General features: G+C 70.8%; 12 protein-coding genes. 5 read left to right on the forward strand and 7 right to left on the reverse strand.

Features of this window, described 5'->3' with window-relative positions:
- Positions 1–21: 21 nt before the first annotated feature.
- Together rfbA and rfbB are read right to left on the reverse strand one after the other, a co-directional pair.
- Positions 22–900, reverse strand: a complete 879-nt coding sequence (gene rfbA / locus WME85_RS29300) for a glucose-1-phosphate thymidylyltransferase RfbA (protein ID WP_437825915.1) — start codon at positions 898–900, stop codon at positions 22–24.
- On the reverse strand, positions 897–1,979 hold the full coding sequence (gene rfbB / locus WME85_RS29305) for a dTDP-glucose 4,6-dehydratase (protein ID WP_437825917.1): 1,083 nt from the start codon (positions 1,977–1,979) through the stop codon (positions 897–899). The genes rfbA and rfbB overlap by 4 nt, the downstream gene beginning before the upstream one ends.
- Before the next feature lie 609 nt (positions 1,980–2,588).
- On the opposite strand from rfbB, the gene WME85_RS29310 reads away from it, so the two are divergent.
- The 3 genes from WME85_RS29310 (at position 2,589) to WME85_RS29320 (ending at position 7,262) form a co-directional block, all read left to right on the forward strand.
- Positions 2,589–5,552 carry an acyltransferase domain-containing protein gene (locus tag WME85_RS29310; RefSeq protein WP_437825919.1) on the forward strand — a complete coding sequence of 988 codons (2,964 nt, stop codon included), beginning with the start codon at positions 2,589–2,591 and terminating at the stop codon, positions 5,550–5,552.
- Positions 5,549–5,839 (forward strand): hypothetical protein, encoded by a 291-nt coding sequence (locus tag WME85_RS29315; protein WP_437302333.1) that lies wholly within the window; start codon positions 5,549–5,551, stop codon positions 5,837–5,839. Before WME85_RS29310 ends, WME85_RS29315 begins: the two co-directional genes overlap by 4 nt.
- A 133-nt stretch (positions 5,840–5,972) precedes the next feature.
- Complete coding sequence (locus WME85_RS29320; protein WP_437825921.1) at positions 5,973–7,262, forward strand: glycosyltransferase; 1,290 nt, start codon at positions 5,973–5,975, stop codon at positions 7,260–7,262.
- 181 nt (positions 7,263–7,443) lie between these two features.
- On the opposite strand, the gene WME85_RS29325 is transcribed toward WME85_RS29320, so the two are convergent.
- Both WME85_RS29325 and WME85_RS29330 read right to left on the reverse strand, forming a co-directional pair.
- Complete coding sequence (locus WME85_RS29325; protein ID WP_437825923.1) at positions 7,444–8,604, reverse strand: Gfo/Idh/MocA family protein; 1,161 nt, start codon at positions 8,602–8,604, stop codon at positions 7,444–7,446.
- A 64-nt stretch (positions 8,605–8,668) separates the two neighbouring features.
- Positions 8,669–9,910 carry a sugar phosphate isomerase/epimerase family protein gene (locus WME85_RS29330; protein ID WP_437825925.1) on the reverse strand — a complete coding sequence of 414 codons (1,242 nt, stop codon included), beginning with the start codon at positions 9,908–9,910 and terminating at the stop codon, positions 8,669–8,671.
- Positions 9,911–10,548: 638 nt separating this feature from the next.
- Between WME85_RS29330 and WME85_RS29335 the strand changes: the two genes are divergently transcribed.
- Positions 10,549–12,765 (forward strand): ATP-binding protein, encoded by a 2,217-nt coding sequence (locus WME85_RS29335; protein WP_437825927.1) that lies wholly within the window; start codon positions 10,549–10,551, stop codon positions 12,763–12,765.
- Between the two features lie 41 nt (positions 12,766–12,806).
- Here the strand turns inward: WME85_RS29335 and WME85_RS29340 are convergent, their stop codons facing one another.
- The gene (locus tag WME85_RS29340) at positions 12,807–13,934 is read right to left on the reverse strand and encodes a substrate-binding domain-containing protein (RefSeq protein ID WP_437825929.1); all 1,128 of its coding nucleotides are present in this window, start codon (positions 13,932–13,934) and stop codon (positions 12,807–12,809) included.
- Between the two features lie 72 nt (positions 13,935–14,006).
- Positions 14,007–15,305 (reverse strand): ABC transporter substrate-binding protein, encoded by a 1,299-nt coding sequence (locus WME85_RS29345; RefSeq protein ID WP_437825931.1) that lies wholly within the window; start codon positions 15,303–15,305, stop codon positions 14,007–14,009.
- A 525-nt stretch (positions 15,306–15,830) separates the two neighbouring features.
- On the opposite strand from WME85_RS29345, the gene WME85_RS29350 reads away from it, so the two are divergent.
- Positions 15,831–16,373 (forward strand): EF-hand domain-containing protein, encoded by a 543-nt coding sequence (locus WME85_RS29350; protein ID WP_437825932.1) that lies wholly within the window; start codon positions 15,831–15,833, stop codon positions 16,371–16,373.
- A 49-nt stretch (positions 16,374–16,422) separates the two neighbouring features.
- On the opposite strand, the gene WME85_RS29355 is transcribed toward WME85_RS29350, so the two are convergent.
- The gene (locus tag WME85_RS29355) at positions 16,423–17,115 is read right to left on the reverse strand and encodes a hypothetical protein (protein ID WP_437825934.1); all 693 of its coding nucleotides are present in this window, start codon (positions 17,113–17,115) and stop codon (positions 16,423–16,425) included.
- Positions 17,116–17,179 lie beyond the last annotated feature (64 nt).

Raw genomic sequence — 17,179 nt, forward strand, 5'->3', positions numbered from 1 at the left:
CCTGCCCTCCGGCCAGCGCCGCTAGCGACGCACGGGGTGGTCCCTCAGGATGTTGCGCAGGTAATCCGTGTACTCGCTCGGCAGCTCGTCGGCGAGCGCGGCCAGCGCGTCCCCGTCGATGAAGCCCATGCGGTAGGCGACCTCCTCGGGGCAGGCGATCATCAGCCCCTGGCGCAGCTCGACGGTCTGCACGAAATTCGACGCCTGGAGCAGCGACTCGTGCGTCCCCGCGTCGAGCCACGCGACGCCCCGCCCGAGCATCTCGATCCTGAGCTCCCCCCGCGCGAGATAAACGCAGTTGAGATCGGTGATCTCGTACTCGCCGCGGGCCGACGGCTTCAGCGAAGCCGCGATGTCGCAGACCTTGCCGTCATAGAAGTACATCCCCGGCACGGCGTAGTGGCTGCGGGGCTCGCTCGGCTTCTCCACCAGGCTGATCACGCGCCCGGACGCGTCGAGCTCGACGATCCCGTGCCGGTGCGGATCGCTCACCGGATACGCGAAGGCGACCGCGCCTACCTCGAGCTTCGACGCGCGGCGGAGCGTCTCCGGCAGGCCGGTGCCATAGAAGATGTTGTCCCCGAGCACGAGCGCGACGGGCTCGCCGCCCACGAACTTGCGGCCGATGCGGAACGCGTCGGCGAGCCCGCGCGGCTCGTCCTGCGCGGCATAGGTGAGGCGGAGGCCCCACTGCTGGCCGTCGCCGAGGAGCCGCTGGTAGAGCGGCAGATCCTCCGGGGTGCTGATCACGAGGATCTCCCGGATACCCGCGAACATCAGGATCGAGAGCGGGTAATAGACCATCGGCTTGTTGTAGACCGGCAGGAGCTGCTTGCTCACGCCCCGGGTGACCGGGTGGAGGCGCGTGCCGCGGCCCCCGGCGAGAATGATGCCTTTCACTGGTCCGCTCCTCGTTTCGTGTAGTTGCGCTCGATCCAGCCGTGATAGTCGTCGCGCCGCCCGATCGCGGAGAGCCACGCCGGGTTGGCGAGGTACCAGGCGATGGTCTCGCGTAGCCCCTCGTCAAGCGAGAAGCGCGGCCGCCAGCCGAGCTCTTGCTCGATCTTCCGGAAATCGACGGCGTACCGACGGTCGTGCCCGGGCCGGTCCGGCACGAACCGGAGGAGCCGGCTGTACGGCCGATAGGGAGAGTCGGGGAAGCGCGCGTCGAGGACCGCGCAGATCTGCTGGACGATCTCGAGGTTGGTGGGCTGATTGCCGCCTCCCACGTTGTAGCTCTCCCCGGCGCGCCCCCGCTCGACGACGCGCAGGACGGCCTCGCAGCTGTCGACCACGTAGATCCAGTCGCGGACCTGGGCGCCGTCGCCGTAGACGGGCAGCGGCTTGCCCGTGAGCGCGTTCAGGATCATCAGCGGGATGAGCTTCTCGGGGAACTGCCGCGGGCCGTAGTTGTTCGAGCAGTTCGTGATCGACGCCGGCAGGCCGTAGGTGTGGGCGTAGGCGCGGACCAGGTGATCGGCGGCGGCCTTCGAGGCGGCGTACGGCGAGCTCGGCGCGTAGGGCGTGCCCTCGTGAAAGGCGGCGTCCGAGGGCCCGAGGGAGCCGAACACCTCGTCGGTCGAGATGTGGTGGAAGCGCTTGCCCTCCGCCGAGCCGCCGCGGCCGAGCCACACCGCGCGGGCGGCCTCGAGCAGGCGCAGCGTGCCGACCACGTTGGTGTCGACGAACGCCTCCGGCCCGGCGATCGACCGGTCGACGTGCGACTCGGCGGCGAAATGGACGATGGTGTCGATCTGCCGCTCGGACAGGAGGCGCTCGACGAGCGCCCTGTCGCGGATATCCCCCTGCACGAAGGCGTGCCGGCCCTCGCCCGGCAGCCCGCTCAGGCTCTCGAGGCTCCCGGCGTAGGTCAACGCGTCGAGGTTGACGACCTGCACCCCGGGCCTCTCCGTCAGCACGTACCTGACGAAGTTCGAGCCGATGAAGCCCGCCCCGCCCGTCACAAGGATCCTCTTCATGGTTGCACCTGACCCGCGCGAGCGCCCTTCACGACGCCTGACGTCCACCAAGGACCCGCGCCGCCCGGCCGTTGACGAGCGGTGTCGGCCTTCCGGTCAGGCGCACGGATTCTGATCCGAACACAGAGACTGTCAACCTCGATCGCATCGAGATCACGCCATTCGCCGGGTCGAGCGCCGCGCGGCAGGCGCGCGACAGTAAGAAACACTCGCCACACCTTCACGAATCAACAACCGCAACGACCGCGAAGAAGAAGACGACGATGGACCTCTGCACTTAGGAATGAAGTCGCGCCGGACCATGAACTTTCAGTTCATCGACTGTAAAGTATTGCAAACGCCGAACCGGTTAAAGAGCCGGACCACGCGATGTAAAGTATTGCAAAGATCCATCGCGAAACACGGGCGCCACAGTTCACAATCATCAATAATAACGTGTACTTACATATGCACAAATCCAGTCATCACGCCCCGGCCCGCGCGACCGATCGCGCGGGGACGCTTCTCACCTTGCTATGGAGATCTTTTTCGGGGAGACTCCGCGCGCATTGAGCCGGGCGGTCTTTTCACGGCCCAGGCGCAGCGAGGCAAGGGAGCCTGTCGACTCGAATGGCGTCCATCGTAGAGAAGCCGCAGCTCCGGGCGGGCGAGGCGCCGAGGGAGGCGCGCGCCGAGGAGGCCAGTGGAGCTCCGGCGGCGCCGGCCGGAGGCGCGCGCGAGCGCGACAGGACGGAGCTCTTCCTCCTCTCCTCGCCCGATCGCGCGGGCATGGCGCGCGCGATCGACGAGCTCCTCGCCGTCGCGGAGGCGGACCCCTCGCTCCCGCTGCGGCGGCTCGCGCGCGAGCGCGGCCGCCACCCGCGCGGCGATCACCGCCTCGCGGTGATCGCGCTCGACGGCCGCGATCTCGCGGGCAAGCTCCGGCGCGCGAAGGCCGCGCTCGCGCGCGCGGAGCAGCGGCGGATGCACGTGCGGAGCGGCATCTATTACGGCAGCGGCGCGCCGGCCGGCGACACGGCGCTCCTCTTCCCGGGGCAGGGTTCCCAGCACGAGGGGATGCTGGAGCAGCTCCACCGCCACTGGCCGGCCTCGCGCGCGTGGTTCGACGCCCTCGACGCGTCGTACGCGAGCGCGCGCGAGGCGCCGCCCAGCGAGACGGTGTTTCCGCGCGAGCCGGCGGCGACCGAGGAAGAGCGGCTCGCCCGGGAGCGCCGCCTCGTCGACACGGAGCGCGGGGCGCAGGTGGGCCTCATCGCCAGCCTGGCGTCGTATGAGATGCTCTGCGCGCTCGGCGTGCGCGCCGACATCATGGTGGGCAACAGCAACGGCGAGCACGCCGCGCTCATCGCCGCGGGCGTCATCGCGGTGCCAGGCCGGCGCGAGCTCTGCGACGTCATCGCGCACATCGGCCTGAGCGGGCGGGCCTTGCCGGCGCCCGAGGTCCCCGAGCGCATGATCGCGGTCAACGCCTTCGACCGGGGGCTGCTCGACGCGCTGCTCGAGCGCCACGAGGGCCAGCTGTTCATCGCGATGGACAACTGCCCGAGCCAGGTCGTGCTCGCCGGGACCGAGCCGGCGGTCGAGGCGGCGGTCGAGGCGCTGGGCCGCGAGGGCGCCGTCTGCCTGCGGCTGCCGTTCGAGCGCGCCTACCACACCCCGCTGTTCGGCGCCTGGCAGCGCACGCTGCGCGCGCATTACGATCGCTTCGTGCCGGGCGCGGCGCGCACGCAGGTGCGCTGCTGCGCGACCCTGGGCCCGGTGCCGGAGGAGCCGTCCCGCGCCTGGGATCTCCTGGCCGCGCAGTGGTCCTCGCCGGTGCGGTTCCGCCAGATGATCGAGGCCCTGTACGAGGGCGGGGCGCGGACGTTCATCGAGGCGGGCCCGAACAACCGGCTCACCGCGTTCGTGGAGGACACGCTGCGCGGGCGGCCGCACCTGGCCGTCGCCGCCTCCTCCCAGCACCGGAGCGATACCCTGCAGCTGAAGCACCTCGTCGGCGAGCTGTACGCCCACGGCCTCGCCGTCCGGGTCGAGCCGCTCGACCGGCTGTGCGACGCCGCGCAGCGGGGCGGCCTCGCGCAGGACGAGGACCGGGAAACGGCGCTGGCCGCCGGCGACCACGCGGCGCCGCGCGGTCGGGGCGCCGGGGAGACCGGGGAGACCGGGGAGCCGGCGGCGCGGCGGGAGCGCTCGGTCCGCGCGCTGCACGCGGCGCTGCTGGTGGAGGCCGAGGAGGCCGAGGCGCGCGTCCTCTCGCTGGTCCAGCGCCTGACGCGGTTCCCTGGCGCCGTCGCGGCCGTGCCGTCCGCCGCGCTGCCGCCCGCGGCAGCGGCGCCCGGGGGCTGCCCCCTGCTCGGCGAGGTCGTGCGGCTCGACGGCCGCGAGCTCCACGCCGAGCGGCGCTTCGACTGGCGGCGCGACCCGTTCGTGCTCGACCACAGCCTCGGGCCGCCCTCGCCGCAGCGCCGGGCGGGCGGGCCTCACCTGCCGGTCCTCCCGTTCACGCTCAGCCTGGAGATCGTGGCCCAGGCAGCCTGGCGCCTCACCGGCCTCCACCCCGTCGCGCTCTCGGACCTCCGCGCGGGGCGGTGGCTCGCGCTCGACCGGGGCCGGCTCACCCTCGCCATCCACGCAGAGCGCCTGTCCGGGGACGGGCGCGAGGCCAGGGTGCGCGTGCGGCTCCACGAGGTCGACGGCCCGCGGCGACACCTCGCCTTCGAGGGCACGGCGCACGCGACCGGCGCGCCCCCGCCGGCGCCGCCCCCGGCGCTCCCGGCAGACGCGGGCGCGGCGCCGCCCCGCGCGTGGTCGGCGGCGCGCTTCTATTCGAGCTTCGCCTTCCACGGGCCCTCCTACCGCGGGATCGAGCGGGTCCTCGCGGTCGGCGAGGACAGCATCGAGGCCGATCTGGCGATCACCGATCTGCCGGGGCTCGACGCCGGAGATCTCCGGATGCACCCGGCGCTCCTCGATTGCACGGGTCAGCTCGTCGCCTTCTGGCTCCTCGAGCGGGGTGAGCGCCAGTTCGGGATATTCCCCTTCGAGGCCCGGCGCGTCGTCTGGTACAGGGGGCCCTCGGCGCCGGGCGGTCGCGTGCGCTGCCGCGGCCGCGTCCGCCTCGATCGCCCGGGCACCACGGAGGCCACGTTCGAGATGGTCGACGAGCGCGGGGCGACAGCCGCCGTCGTCGAGGGCTTCCAGCAGCGGTTCGTGCGCTTCCCCGAGGCGATCCATCGCCTGCTGTTCGGCGGCGGGGCGCGCGGGGCCGGCGGCGTGTTGGATGACGGCGCGCCGCTCGTGGCGGGTGCCGGCGTCGACGCGATCGACGCGCTCGACCGGTCCTTCCTGACGGCGAGCTGGGGCATCTGGGCGCGGGCGCTCGCGCACGTGGCGCTCTCCGAGCGCGAGCTCGACGACTGGTATCGAGAGGACAGCGACGGCGACCGCCGCGTCGCCCGATTGCTTTCCTGCATGGCGGCGAGGGACGCCCGCGCTCCGCGGGCGCACCCCTCCGCCGGACGTTGGAACACGAACAGCCCGACCGCGGGCGTTCAGCACAAGGAGCCAGGATGAAGGTACGTACGAAGGCGGACGTGTGGCGTTGCGTCGTCGAGACGGTCGAGGAGCTCATGGAGGACCTCGACCAGGATCCCGGGGACCTGACCCCCGAGATCATGTTGATGGGCGATCTGGGCATCAAGTCGATGGACGTGATCCACCTCGTGCTCCTGCTCAAGGATCGGATCGGCAGGTCGCTCACCTACAAGGAGGTATTCGGGGACGAGCAGCAGCCCCCGGGCGACCTGTCGCTCGCGCAGCTCTCGGACCTGGTGTGCAAGGGACTGCGGATCACAGCGTAGTGTGCCGGACCGATCCGGCGTTCCCTCTCGCGCCCCCTGCCCCGCCGGGGAGGGCGGAGCGTCAAGCCACCTCGCTCCGCCGGGGCACGTCGCGAGAGGGACCGCCCGGTGAGGGAGGTCGAGGAGAAATGCGATGCATTACACGGTAGTCGCGAGCGGCTCACGGGGAGACGTCCAGCCGCTCGTCGCGCTCGCGGCCGGCATCAAGGCTGCTGGACATGACGTGCGGTTCGCGACGCAGTCGGACTTCGAGCCGTTCGTCCGCAAGTGCGGGCTGGACTATTTCCCGCTCGGCGGCAGCGCGGAGCAGTTCTACGCGAGCCGCCTCGCCGTCGCCCTGCGCGAGCGCTCCGGCCACGCGGGTGAGTTCAGCAAATTCCTGAGCGACAACCTGCACACCTACGTCGTCAACCACCTGCGCGATTGCTGGAACGCGGTGCGGGGCACCGACGTGTTCCTATGCTGGCCGTGGCTGCAGGTCGGCCCGTCGATCGCCGAGAAGCTGGGCATCCCCTATGTCGTCGTCAGCCCGAACCCGGTCCCGCACATCCCGACGTGGGGCTTCCCCAATCCCTTCCACGCGCCGGTATGGAAGCTGGGACCGCTCTACAACCGCCTGACATGGCTGCTCGCCGAGCCCGTGTCGCGCACGGGCTCCGACCAGATCAACCGATGGCGGCGCGAGGAGCTCGACCTGCCCCCGCGGCACTGGCGCGACGAGCTGCGGATCATCCGGCGCACATCCCACCTGTTCGGCTACAGCCCCACCGTGCTCCCCAAGCCGCGGGACTGGGCGGACTGGATGCACGTCACCGGCTACTGGATCTTCGACGAGGCGAAGGACTACGAGCCGCCCGAGGATCTGAAGGAGTTCCTCGCGGCGGGGGATCCGCCGGTGGCGATCGGCTTCGGCAGCATCGTCGGGCGCAATCCGAAGCAGCTGACCCGGGAGGTCGTCGCCGCCCTGGAGCGCGCCGGGCAGCGCGGCCTGCTGATCGCGGGGTGGGGAGGGCTCAAGGACATCGAGCTCCCGAAGACGATCTTCAAGGTGAAGACGGTGCCCTACGACTGGATCCTCCCGCGGGTGGCGGCGATGGTGCACCACGGCGGCTCGGGCTCGTCGGCCGCGGCGATGCGCGCGGGGATCCCGTCGATGGCGGTGCCGTTCGGCTACGATCAGCCGCTCTGGGGACAGCGCATCTCCGACCTCGGCGTCGGCGTCGATCCGCTGCCCATCAAGAAGCTCACCGCGGACAGCCTCGCCAGGGCCATCTCGCGCCTCGCGCGCGACGGCGCGATGCGCGAGCGGGCACAGCGGCTCGGAGAGAAGCTCCGCGCCGAGGACGGCGTCGGGCGCGCGGTGGAGGCGCTCGAGCAGACGGTCGCGAGGGCCCGCAAGGGCGCGACGGCAAGCGCTGCGTAGGACCGAGCAGGTCGAGCCTAAAACATCGATCGCGTTGAAACCCGGAGAAATTTCACAGGGAGGCGGGGAGGCGGGGAGGAAGAAAAAATGAATTTCTCCCTCTTGCCGTCTCTCGCTCCCCGCCTTCCCGCCTCCCTGTGAAATTTCTGCTTTTTCTCGTGGTTTCAACCCGTTTGTCGCTCTAGAGATCCACCCAGACCGCGCCAGCCCTGGCCGATTCGACGGTCTTGGCCACGAAGCGGACGCCGCGCAGGCCGTCGTGCACCGAGGGATAGCCGCCCTCCATGGGCAGCCCCCCCTTGACGCGACGGATGTCGCTGATGGCCCGCCTGTAGATATTGGCGAAAGCCTCCAGGTAACCCTCCGGATGGCCCGAAGGGGTGCGCGTCGACAGCTTGGCCTCGTCCGACATGTAGTCGAGCCCCACGCGCATGCGCTCCCAGGGCTTGCCCGCGGGCTTGAAGATCAGGGTGTTCGGCTCCTGCTGGTGCCACTCCAGGCCGCCCTTGCCGCCGTACACGCGGATGTTGAGGTTGTTCTCCTCGCCGCAGGCGATCTGCGAGCAGACCAGCGTGCCCTTGCCGCCGTTCTCCAGGCGGAGCAGGATGTTGGCGTCGTCCTCGAGCTGCCGGCCCTCCACGAAGGAGGTGAAGTCAGCGCAGAGCGACTTGATCTTCAGGCCGGTGATGAACTCCAGCAAGTTCTCGCCGTGCGTGCCGATGTCCCCCACGCAGTTGGAGAGGCCCGCCCTGGCCGGATCGGTGCGCCACATGGCCTGCTTGTGGCCCTGCCGCTCCAGCGGCTCCATCAGCCAGTCCTGGTTGTACTCCACGAGCACCTTGCGCACGCTGCCGATCAGGCCGCGCTGCACCATCGCCCGCGCGTGGCGCACGGCGGGATAGCCGGTGTAGTTGTGCGTGAGAGCGAACACCAGGCGCTTCGACTCCACCATCTCCACGAGGCGCTCGGACTCCTCCAGCGTGAAGGTCATGGGCTTGTCGCACACCACGTGAATGCCCGCCTCCAGGAAGGCCGTGGCGACCGGAAAGTGCATGTGATTGGGCGTGGCGATGATGACGAAGTCGATGCCGTCGGCGCGGCGCGCCTCCTCCTCGGCCATCCGCTCGAACGAGCCGTAGGAGCGGTCGAGGAACCAGGCGTCGGCGCTTCGCTGGGCCCTGGCAGGATCGGCTGACATCGCGCCGGCGACGACCTGGGCCTGCCCGTCGAGCTCGGAGGCGATGCGGTGCACGCTGCCGATGAAGGCGCCTTCGCCGCCGCCGATGATGCCGGCGCGCAGCCTGCGCTTGCTCGCCTCGGGAAGATGGGTGCCGTGGATCATGTTGAACCTCTCGAGAAAAGGAAGGACGCACGACCGTGCGTCGCGAGCTTGCCATGTCTGACTGTCACGAGCGGTACGCCTCGCGGCCCCGGCCCTGGACGGGGATGCCCTGCGCGGCCAGCACCTCGTGCTGCAGCGCGTACATGGCGGCCGCGGCCTCGTCGATGGCCCTGGTGAACGCGAGCGACCCCTTCAGGATCGGCGCCAGCTTCTCCTTGTCTTGGATGCGCGCGCGCGGGTACTCGTGCTCCACGACCAGGTAGGTCTCGGCCGGGTCGATCGCGAGCAGCTCGCGCGCGGCGAGCTGGTGGTCGAGCCAGTCCACCGTGCGGTTCTGGAGGTACGCGAGGGGATCGTGCCTGGCCGTGCCGGGCAGCTCGTGCTCGGCCAGCACCACCTGCTTCTTCCAGGCGTTCACATGATCCGCCGGGTTCCCGCTCGGCTTCCCGTCGATCCAGTCGCCGCGTTCCAGGGTCTGTCCGCCGTATCCCCAGGCGGCGACGCCCTTCGAGTCGACCACCTGGCCCTTCACGTGGAAGCCCGCGATGAGGAAGTTATAGCCCTCGTCCTTCAGGTACTGGAAGACGGAGCGGGTGTCCTGGCCCATCAGGATCGCGTGCGATGGATCGTAGTGGATGCGGAGCTGGTCCCCCACCCCGTACTTCTCGCAGATGCGGTGCAGCGCGATCCACGGGCCGGGCGCGTAGGCGATGTTGTTGTGCCACCTGTCGGTGATGTTCCAGCCGGGCATCGGGCACTGTTCCACGCGATAGGTCAGCCCTCGCGCCTTCGCTTCCTTGAGCAGCGGCACGAACACCTCGTTGAACATCCCCAGGTTCTGGTCCATGTCGAGCTCGTGGTTGCGGCCCACGAAGCCGCACACGGCGTCGGTGCCCAGCAGCGCTGCCGCGTCGAACACGCGTAGCATGAAGTCGATCTTCTTCTTGCGAACCGCCTTGTCGGGGTGCAGGAAGTTATCGAAGTAGGCGATGTCGGACAGGCCGACGCCGGTGGCCTTCATCGCCGCGTGCACGCGCGCGGCGCGCTCCTTCGTGAAGGGCTGGCGCAGGTCGAGGGTGTTCGCCACCGGGTCCAGCATGGCCTCCGCCGGCACGTCCGACTCGGTCGGGTGGAGGGCGGCCGAGAGCTGGATGTTCGGAGAGCCGATGTCCCTGGAAAACTGCAGCCAGTCCTCGATGGCGAGATCCGGATCGGCATCGCGCCTGGCGCGCGGGGTGAGCTCCTGGAGAGCGGCCGTCAAGACGCTCAGCTTCATCGGCCTGGGTTCGAACAACTTCAAGGACATACGGGGCTCCTTTTCATCGCTTCAGACGGCAACCCGGACCATCCGGACTCCGGGGGCGCCTCGACCTCGGGAAACGTGAATCAGGTCTCGCAGCGCGGCGAGGCACAAGGAAATTACACGAAGTTTGAGCTCCAAGAGGAATTTTCAGCCAGGGCTCTCGAGAGGTGCCAGAACCGCCCTCAAAGCTCGTTCAAGCAGGCATCGACGCCGCCGCCCGGCGCGACGCGCGCAGTCCACGGCAGTCCGCCGTGGTCGGGTTCGACAGACTCCACATGATGTTGATCCCGCGACAGCCCCCGAACAAGGCGTCTGCTGTCAGCGCGCTCCCCGGACGAGGCGCGCATGGCCAGCTGCGTGCGCCCCCCGGTTCACCGAAGCGTCGCCGGTCAACATGCCCGCGTGCGAGCAAACTCATCATCGCGTGTCCCGGTCGGACCGCCGGGCTCCGCGCGAGACCCGGACGGAAAGGAGACCGAGGACAGCCCGGGTGAGCCGCTGATGTTCACTCGCTCTGGTCGCCATGCTGCCACGACAGGGCGTGTCCGTGATAGCCTGGCCGGACGAAGCGGGGGAACGCCGCGCACGCACGCGGGGAGCACGTGGAGCGGGCCGGTGTCCGGGAGATTGGACAGACAGCGATGGTGGAGACCGCCGGACAGCCAGCCTGGGCAATACCCTCTACCGGCAGCGGGTGCGCGCAGCTCGACGCGCCGGGCGGGCAGATCCTGCGCGTCAGCAGCTCGCTCTGCCGGCTGCTAGGGTACACGGAGCGGGAGCTGCTCGGGACGAAGCTGCTCGATCTGGCGCTCGCGGAGGACCGGGCAGGGTCGCTGGCCGCGTGGCGCACGCTGCTCGAAGGCGGCGGGGACGAGCTCACGTTCGGGGTGCGCTGCCGCCGCAAGGACGGCGGCATCCGCTCGCTCCAGGTGACAGGCGCCGTCGTCGGTGACGCGCGCGACAGGCCTCAGCGCGTGGTGTTGTTCATCGAGGACATCACCGAGCAGCGGCGCGCCGAGGAGCGGGCGCTCGCGGCGGAGCAGGCGCACGCCGAGAGCGAGGCTCTCCTGCGCATGACGGGGGGCGCCGTCCACCCCGCCCTCCTCCGGGCCGCCCCGATCCGCGACGAGAGGGGCGAGATCACCCCCGGGGCCGGCCTCTACCTGGACATCGGCCGTCTCAAGCGCACCGAGGAGGCGCTGCGCGAGAGCGAGCGCCAGTTGCGCGCCGCGCTCGACGAGGCGAGGCGGGTCCTCGCCGAGCGCGAGCGCCTGGAGGACGAGCTCCGCCGGCGCGAGCGCCAGCTCGCCTCGCTGATGGCGAACTCGCCCGACGCGATCTACCGCATGGATCTGGATCTGCGCTGCACGTTCATGTCGCCGACGTCGCTGGCGGTCACGGGGCTCCCGCCGGAGCACTACGTCGGCAGGACGCCCCGCGATAACGGGCTCCCGCTCGAGGTGTGCGAGGCAGGCGAGGCGGCGTGTCGCGAGGCGCAGAGGACGGGCAAGCCGCAGCGGATGGAGTTCAGCCTCGGAGCGCGGAGGTTCCGCGCCCGGTACATCCCCGAGCTCGGGCCCGACGGCGCGGTGGAGTCGTTCCTGGGGATCACCGAGGACGTCACCGCGGAGCGGCTGGCCGAGGAGGAGCGCCAGAAGCTGCTCGAGAGCGAGCGCGCCGCCCGCGACGAGGCGGAGCGCGTGAGCCGGGTCAAGGACGACTTCGTCGCGACGCTCTCGCACGAGCTGCGCTCGCCCATCAACGCGATCCTCGGCTGGGCGCGCATCCTGCGGAGCCGCGCGCAGGAGCCGCAGGCGCTCGCGCGAGGGCTCGAGGTCATCGAGCGCAACGCGCGGCTCCAGTCGGACATGGTATCCGAGCTGCTCGACATGAGCCGGGTCGTGTCGGGAAAGCTGCGGCTCGACGTCCAGCCGGTCGATCTGCCGGCGGTCATCCAGGGCGCGCTCGAGGCGGTCAAGCTCGCGGCCGAGGCCAAGGGGCTCACGGTCGTCTCGAGCGTCGAGCCCGAGACGGGCTCGCTCCGAGGGGATCCGGCCCGGCTCCAGCAGGTCGCCTGGAACCTCCTGTCGAACGCGGCGAAGTTCACGCCGGCGGGCGGGCGGATCGACGTGGCGCTGCGGCGCGCGGGCGCGTGCGCCGAGCTGTCGGTGACCGACACCGGCCCCGGCGTCGCGCCGCAGTTCCTCCCGCACCTGTTCGAGCGCTTCCGGCAGGCGGACGCTTCCTCGACGAGGAAGCACGGCGGGCTCGGCATCGGGCTCTCGATCGTGAAGCACCTGGTCGAGCTGCACGGCGGCACGGTGGAGGTCGCGAGCCCGGGCGAGGGCATGGGCGCGACGTTCACCGTGAAGCTGCCGCTCGCCGGCGTCTCGCCGCAGGCGCCCGGCGCGACGCAGCGACCCACGTCGGCGCGCGCCGAGGCGCTGGTCGACTACCCGGCGGCCGAGCTCACCGGCGTGCGGGTGCTCGTGGTCGACGACCAGCCGGACGCGCGCGAGGTCGCCCAGCGGGTGCTCGAGGAGTGCGCGGCGAGCGTCACGACGGTGGGGTCGGCCGCCGAGGCGATGGCCGCGCTGGAGCGGGAGCGGCCCGACGTGCTCGTCAGCGATCTGGGGATGCCGTGCGAGGACGGCTTTCAGCTCATCCAGAGGGTGCGGGGCCTCGGCCCGGCGCGCGGGGGCGCGACGCCGGCCGTCGCGCTGAGCGCGCTGGCGCGGGCCGAGGACCGGGCGCGCGCGCTCGGCGCAGGCTACCAGGCGCACGTCGCCAAGCCGCTGGACCCGGCGGAGCTCGTGGGGGTGGTCGCGGCGCTCGTCAGGGAGCGGGCGCCGGGGTGAGCGGCTGGCACCGAAGGGGCCGCTCTCGCTCCAGGTCGAGCCTAGTTTGCGCCGATCGAGCTGAGGAAGTCGTAATAGGCGTCGATCTTGTCCCCCGGGACCACGTCGAGCCCGGTGTTGACCCGGCTCTCGCCGATCAGCTGGGGGGCGAGGATCTCCCTGGTTGCGTCGAGGCCGATGGCCTCGATGCCGTAGAGGATATAGGGCACGAGGTACCCCTCGTAGTACTGCCGCTGCGTGTGCGTGGCCTTGATGCGCCCCGCGCGCATGTAGTCGACGGTCTTCGGGTCGAAATCGAAGGCGACGATGGGGAGGTCCGCCTTGCGCGCTGCCTCTGCGGCCATCGCGCACCGGTACGAGACGTTGAACAGGCCGATCAGCCCCACGACGGGCGGGTCGGAGGTCTCTAGCCGGGTCTTTATCCATTCGACGTCCTGGGCTTCGCCCGTGGCGTCCCAGGTGGCGCTGCGCACCAGGACCTCGTAACCGGCTGCCTCGAACACGTCCCGGGCTCCCTGCGTTCGATCCAGCCCGTCGACCCAGCCCGGGTTGTCGTTGCCGTGGATCATCACCGTACCTGGCGGCGGGGGCAGCATCGCGAGCAGGGTTTCCCCTGCCGTGGCTCCGGCAGACTTGTTGAGCGTGCCGACGTAGATCGAGCGCTTCGAGCTCGCCAGATCGGTGTCGAGCGTCACCACCTTGACGCCCTTCGCCATCGCCTCGTCGAGGGCGGCTGCCTGGGCGTCGCCGTAGGGCGCGATGCCGATCCCTTTCACGCCGTCCGCGACCGCCTGTCTGATCTGCTGAGTCTGGAGCTCCTCCGATTCGGGGATATCGCCCGACTGCGCGACGGACCCGAGGACGTTCCCCGGGACCCCGAGCTCGCCCATGGCCCGGTTCGCCGCCGTGACGACCGGCGCCCAGAAGCCGGTCGCGTCCTTCAGGAGGACCGCCATCTGCACCGGGTCGAGCGAGCTCTCGTTGAGCGCGGCGACGAGGTGATCGACCGTCGCCTCGAGCTCGACCGGCGTGAACTCGTTCTCCGGCGTCGGCGTCCGCTGGATGGGCGCGGCCCTCTCGCCCGGGCTGCCTGCGTCGCTCGATCCGCAGGCGGCCGTCAGCAGCGCGAGCCCGAAGGTCCCCAACCACCACCGTCGAACCGTCGTCATGATGCTCCTCCCCTTCCGCGGTCCGCTCGGTCGCGCGCGGCGCGCCCGCGCGGCGCCGAGCCGTCCGCGAGATCAGTTGGCCACGTAACACCCGACAGGGACCGGGGCGAGATCGACGAAGGCGTCACCGTCGATGGTCCACTGTTGCATGAAGTGATGCCTGGCTGCCCCGTAGCTGTCGAACTCGTATTCGGCGGCCGCCCCGACGTACCGGAGCGGGATCCCCGCGCGGAGCCTGGTCAGCGCCGCTCTCAGATCCCGCCAGGAGGCCACCTCGTTTTCGGGGCTGTTGAGCTCGCGGATGATCCTCTGCAGCTCATGCCCGGACGAGGGGGTCGCCCCGCTCGTCGCCCGGGCGAACACGAGGCCCATCGCGATGAGGACGACACCGTCGTAATAGAAGTGAGCCGCGGGGAACGGCACCTCGCCGCCCCACCGGCGGGCGAAGTACCCGCTGAAGGCGGCGGCGTTCCCGTCCGCGCAGTCGACCGTCTCCCGGGCGTCGTCCGCTGTGTGGCACTCGCTCCGCAGGCTGAGCGAAGGCGAGACGCCCACGTATCCGTCGAGAGAGCCTGTCGGGATGTTGGCGAGGAACACCTCGGTGCGCAGCGCAGGGCCGAGCAGCCACGTGCCCGGGCGTCCGGAGAGGGTCCATTCGGTCACGATGGTCGAGGCGGCGGCGGGATACGCGGACAGCAGCGTGCGGTCGGCGTGCCACGCGAAGGCGGACTCGATCCTGTTCACATACGTCTGCTCGCCCGGCGCGAATGTCTCGGAGGGGAGCGCTCTGCCCCCGAGCACGGCGAACTTGGTCGTGAACTCGCTGCTCACCCTGGAGCTGTGGTCATCCCGCGCGGCGAGGCTGTTCACGGTGCGGACGCCCGCGCGGACGGCGACCTTCGCCAGCGCGCAGCCGACGGCGAGCGGGGAGGGAGCGAGCCGCATCCAGCCGCCCCTCGTCTCGCTGCGCGCGACGGAGGGCGCGGCGTAACCCGGCAACATGTGAAATGTATCGAGCACCTTCACGTCCGGCGCGATGCCGCGGGCGAGGTTGTTCTCCTCGGGCCCTACCAGGTAGGCCACATGATCCGTGTAGAGCAGCTCGACCAGCTGTTCGAACCCACGCTCCGAGCTCGAGTGGCTGTCTCGGCTCAGGATGTCGAACGGCTTCCCGTCGAGCCCGCCCGCAGCGTTCAGGTCGTCGACGGCGAGCAACATGGCTTGCTCGAGGTTGCGCCCGATGGCCGACTCGCTGCCGGAGAAGGGCAGGAGAGCCCCGATGACGACTGCACTCTCCGGGTGGCCGGGCGCCTCCGATGCGCATGACGCCGAGAGCACCGACGCGAGCCCCACGAGCAGCCCGGCCTCCATACCGCGGATGCGCTGTCTGCGATGAGAGAACCACCTGCCGGCTCGGTGGTACCAGTGCGAAGTGGCAGGCATCGCAAGGTACATAGGCAATCATAAAATACGGCACCAGGGATGGACGTCAAGCAACATGAAAATAAACAGCCATGACTGTAATTGAGCCTGGGAGTCGACTTCACAGTGGCGCAGAGCGGGCTCGACAGTTCCGGCCCGGTGGGGGGCGTTACGAGTCCACGCCGCTCGTGTTGCGCGGCTCGGCAGCCAGGGGAAGCCGCGCGTGCGCCGTTGTGGAGCCGAACACCGAAGGAAGGTGACTGTCAGCGCCGCCGGGAGAGCGCCGCGCACGGGGCGAGAGGAGCTCGAGGGGTGATCAGGTTTGCTGGCCTGAGTGACGCACAGGTCACGGCCGCGCTCGATCGACAGAAGAAAAAAGATCGAAGGGCGCGTAGGGAGGGCCGGCCGGGGCGCGTCCGAGGAACAGAAGCCGGCAAGAACAGGCTGGCCCTTGCACCAAGGAGCACGACCAAGATGAACCGCCCCCTCTTCTCGAACCTGGCCAACAGCACGATCCGTCGCTTCGTCCTCGGCACCTTCCTCTCGGCGGCCGTGCTCGCCGGCGGCGGAGCGGCCTACGCGGCGAACGGCGCGGGCGGCACGCAGGCGGCGCCGGCGCCGCGGCAGGACAAGGAAGCCCGCCGCCAGCACCGCCCGAAGGACCCGGCCCGCCTCATCAAGCGCCTGGACAAGAACGGCGACGGCAAGCTGGCCGTCTCCGAGCTCCCGGAGAAGGCGCAGAAGCGGCTGGCCGGGGCGGACACGAACAAGGACGGCGCGCTGTCGGCCGAGGAGCTCAAGGCGCACGCCGAGCAGCACGCGAAGGCGCGCGCGGCGAAGCAGAAGGAGCGCTTCGCCCGGAGCGACAAGAACGGCGACGGCTTCCTCACCAGGGACGAGGTGGGCGACAAGCGCTGGGAGCGGGTGAAGGCGGCGGACGCGAACCGCGACAACAAGCTGACCGCCGACGAGCTGCGCGCGGCGCGCCTCGGGCGCAAGCAGCCGGCAGCGCGGTAACGAGACGAGCGGCGGTGGCGCGGGGGACGCGCGACGCGGGCCGCCGCGGTCAGTCGGTCGCCTGACGTGCGCCGGGCGATCGCGGCTGCTCGCCAGCGCCCTCCCCGCCGCCCGGCGCTGCGCCCTCCCCGCCGCCCGGTGCTGCGCCCTCCCCGCCGCCCGGCGGTGCCGAGGAAGCAGCAGCGCCCGGCGCTGCGCCCTCCCCGCCGCCCGGCGCTGCCGAGGAAGCAGCGCCCGCTGGAGCCGCGGCGCCGCGCTTCCTCGGACGCCGGGGGAACAGCGGCAGCTGCTGCTCCAGCACCTGACCCCGCCAGGCGAGCAGCGTCTGCGCGCGCCGGCGCGCCGTCCCCTTGCCGATGCCGGCGGTGAAGCGGAAGAGCCGCCGCGCGAGCGCCACCGCGGTGGGCGGCGTCGGCTCGAAGAGATCGGGCGCGACCTCCTTCACGACGTCGCACGCGAAGATCGCGCGCCGCATGTGCGACCGCTCGTCAGGCGTGCCGGCCGGCGCGGCGAGCAGCGCGCGCCCGCCGGGCGTGAGCGACGCGTCGTCGTCGTCGAGCCAGCCGAGGACGCGCGCGGCGGCGATCGCGTAGCCGACGTGGCGCAAGGAGATGCCCGTCTGCTCCACGATCTGCTCCTTCGCGGTCACCCCCGCCGAGAGCGCCTCGAGCACGCGCCGCACGTTCGCGAGGTTGTCGGCCTGAGGGATCTCGGTGCTGCGCAGCAGGCGGGTCGGCGGCATGGGCGGGAATCCCCGGCCCCGGCCGGGAGACCACACCATAGCGCGCGCTGGAGCAGCAAGGATG

Origin of the sequence: Sorangium sp. So ce1153 (assembly GCF_051521595.1) — a bacterium.
GTDB lineage: Bacteria > Myxococcota_A > Polyangia > Polyangiales > Polyangiaceae > Sorangium.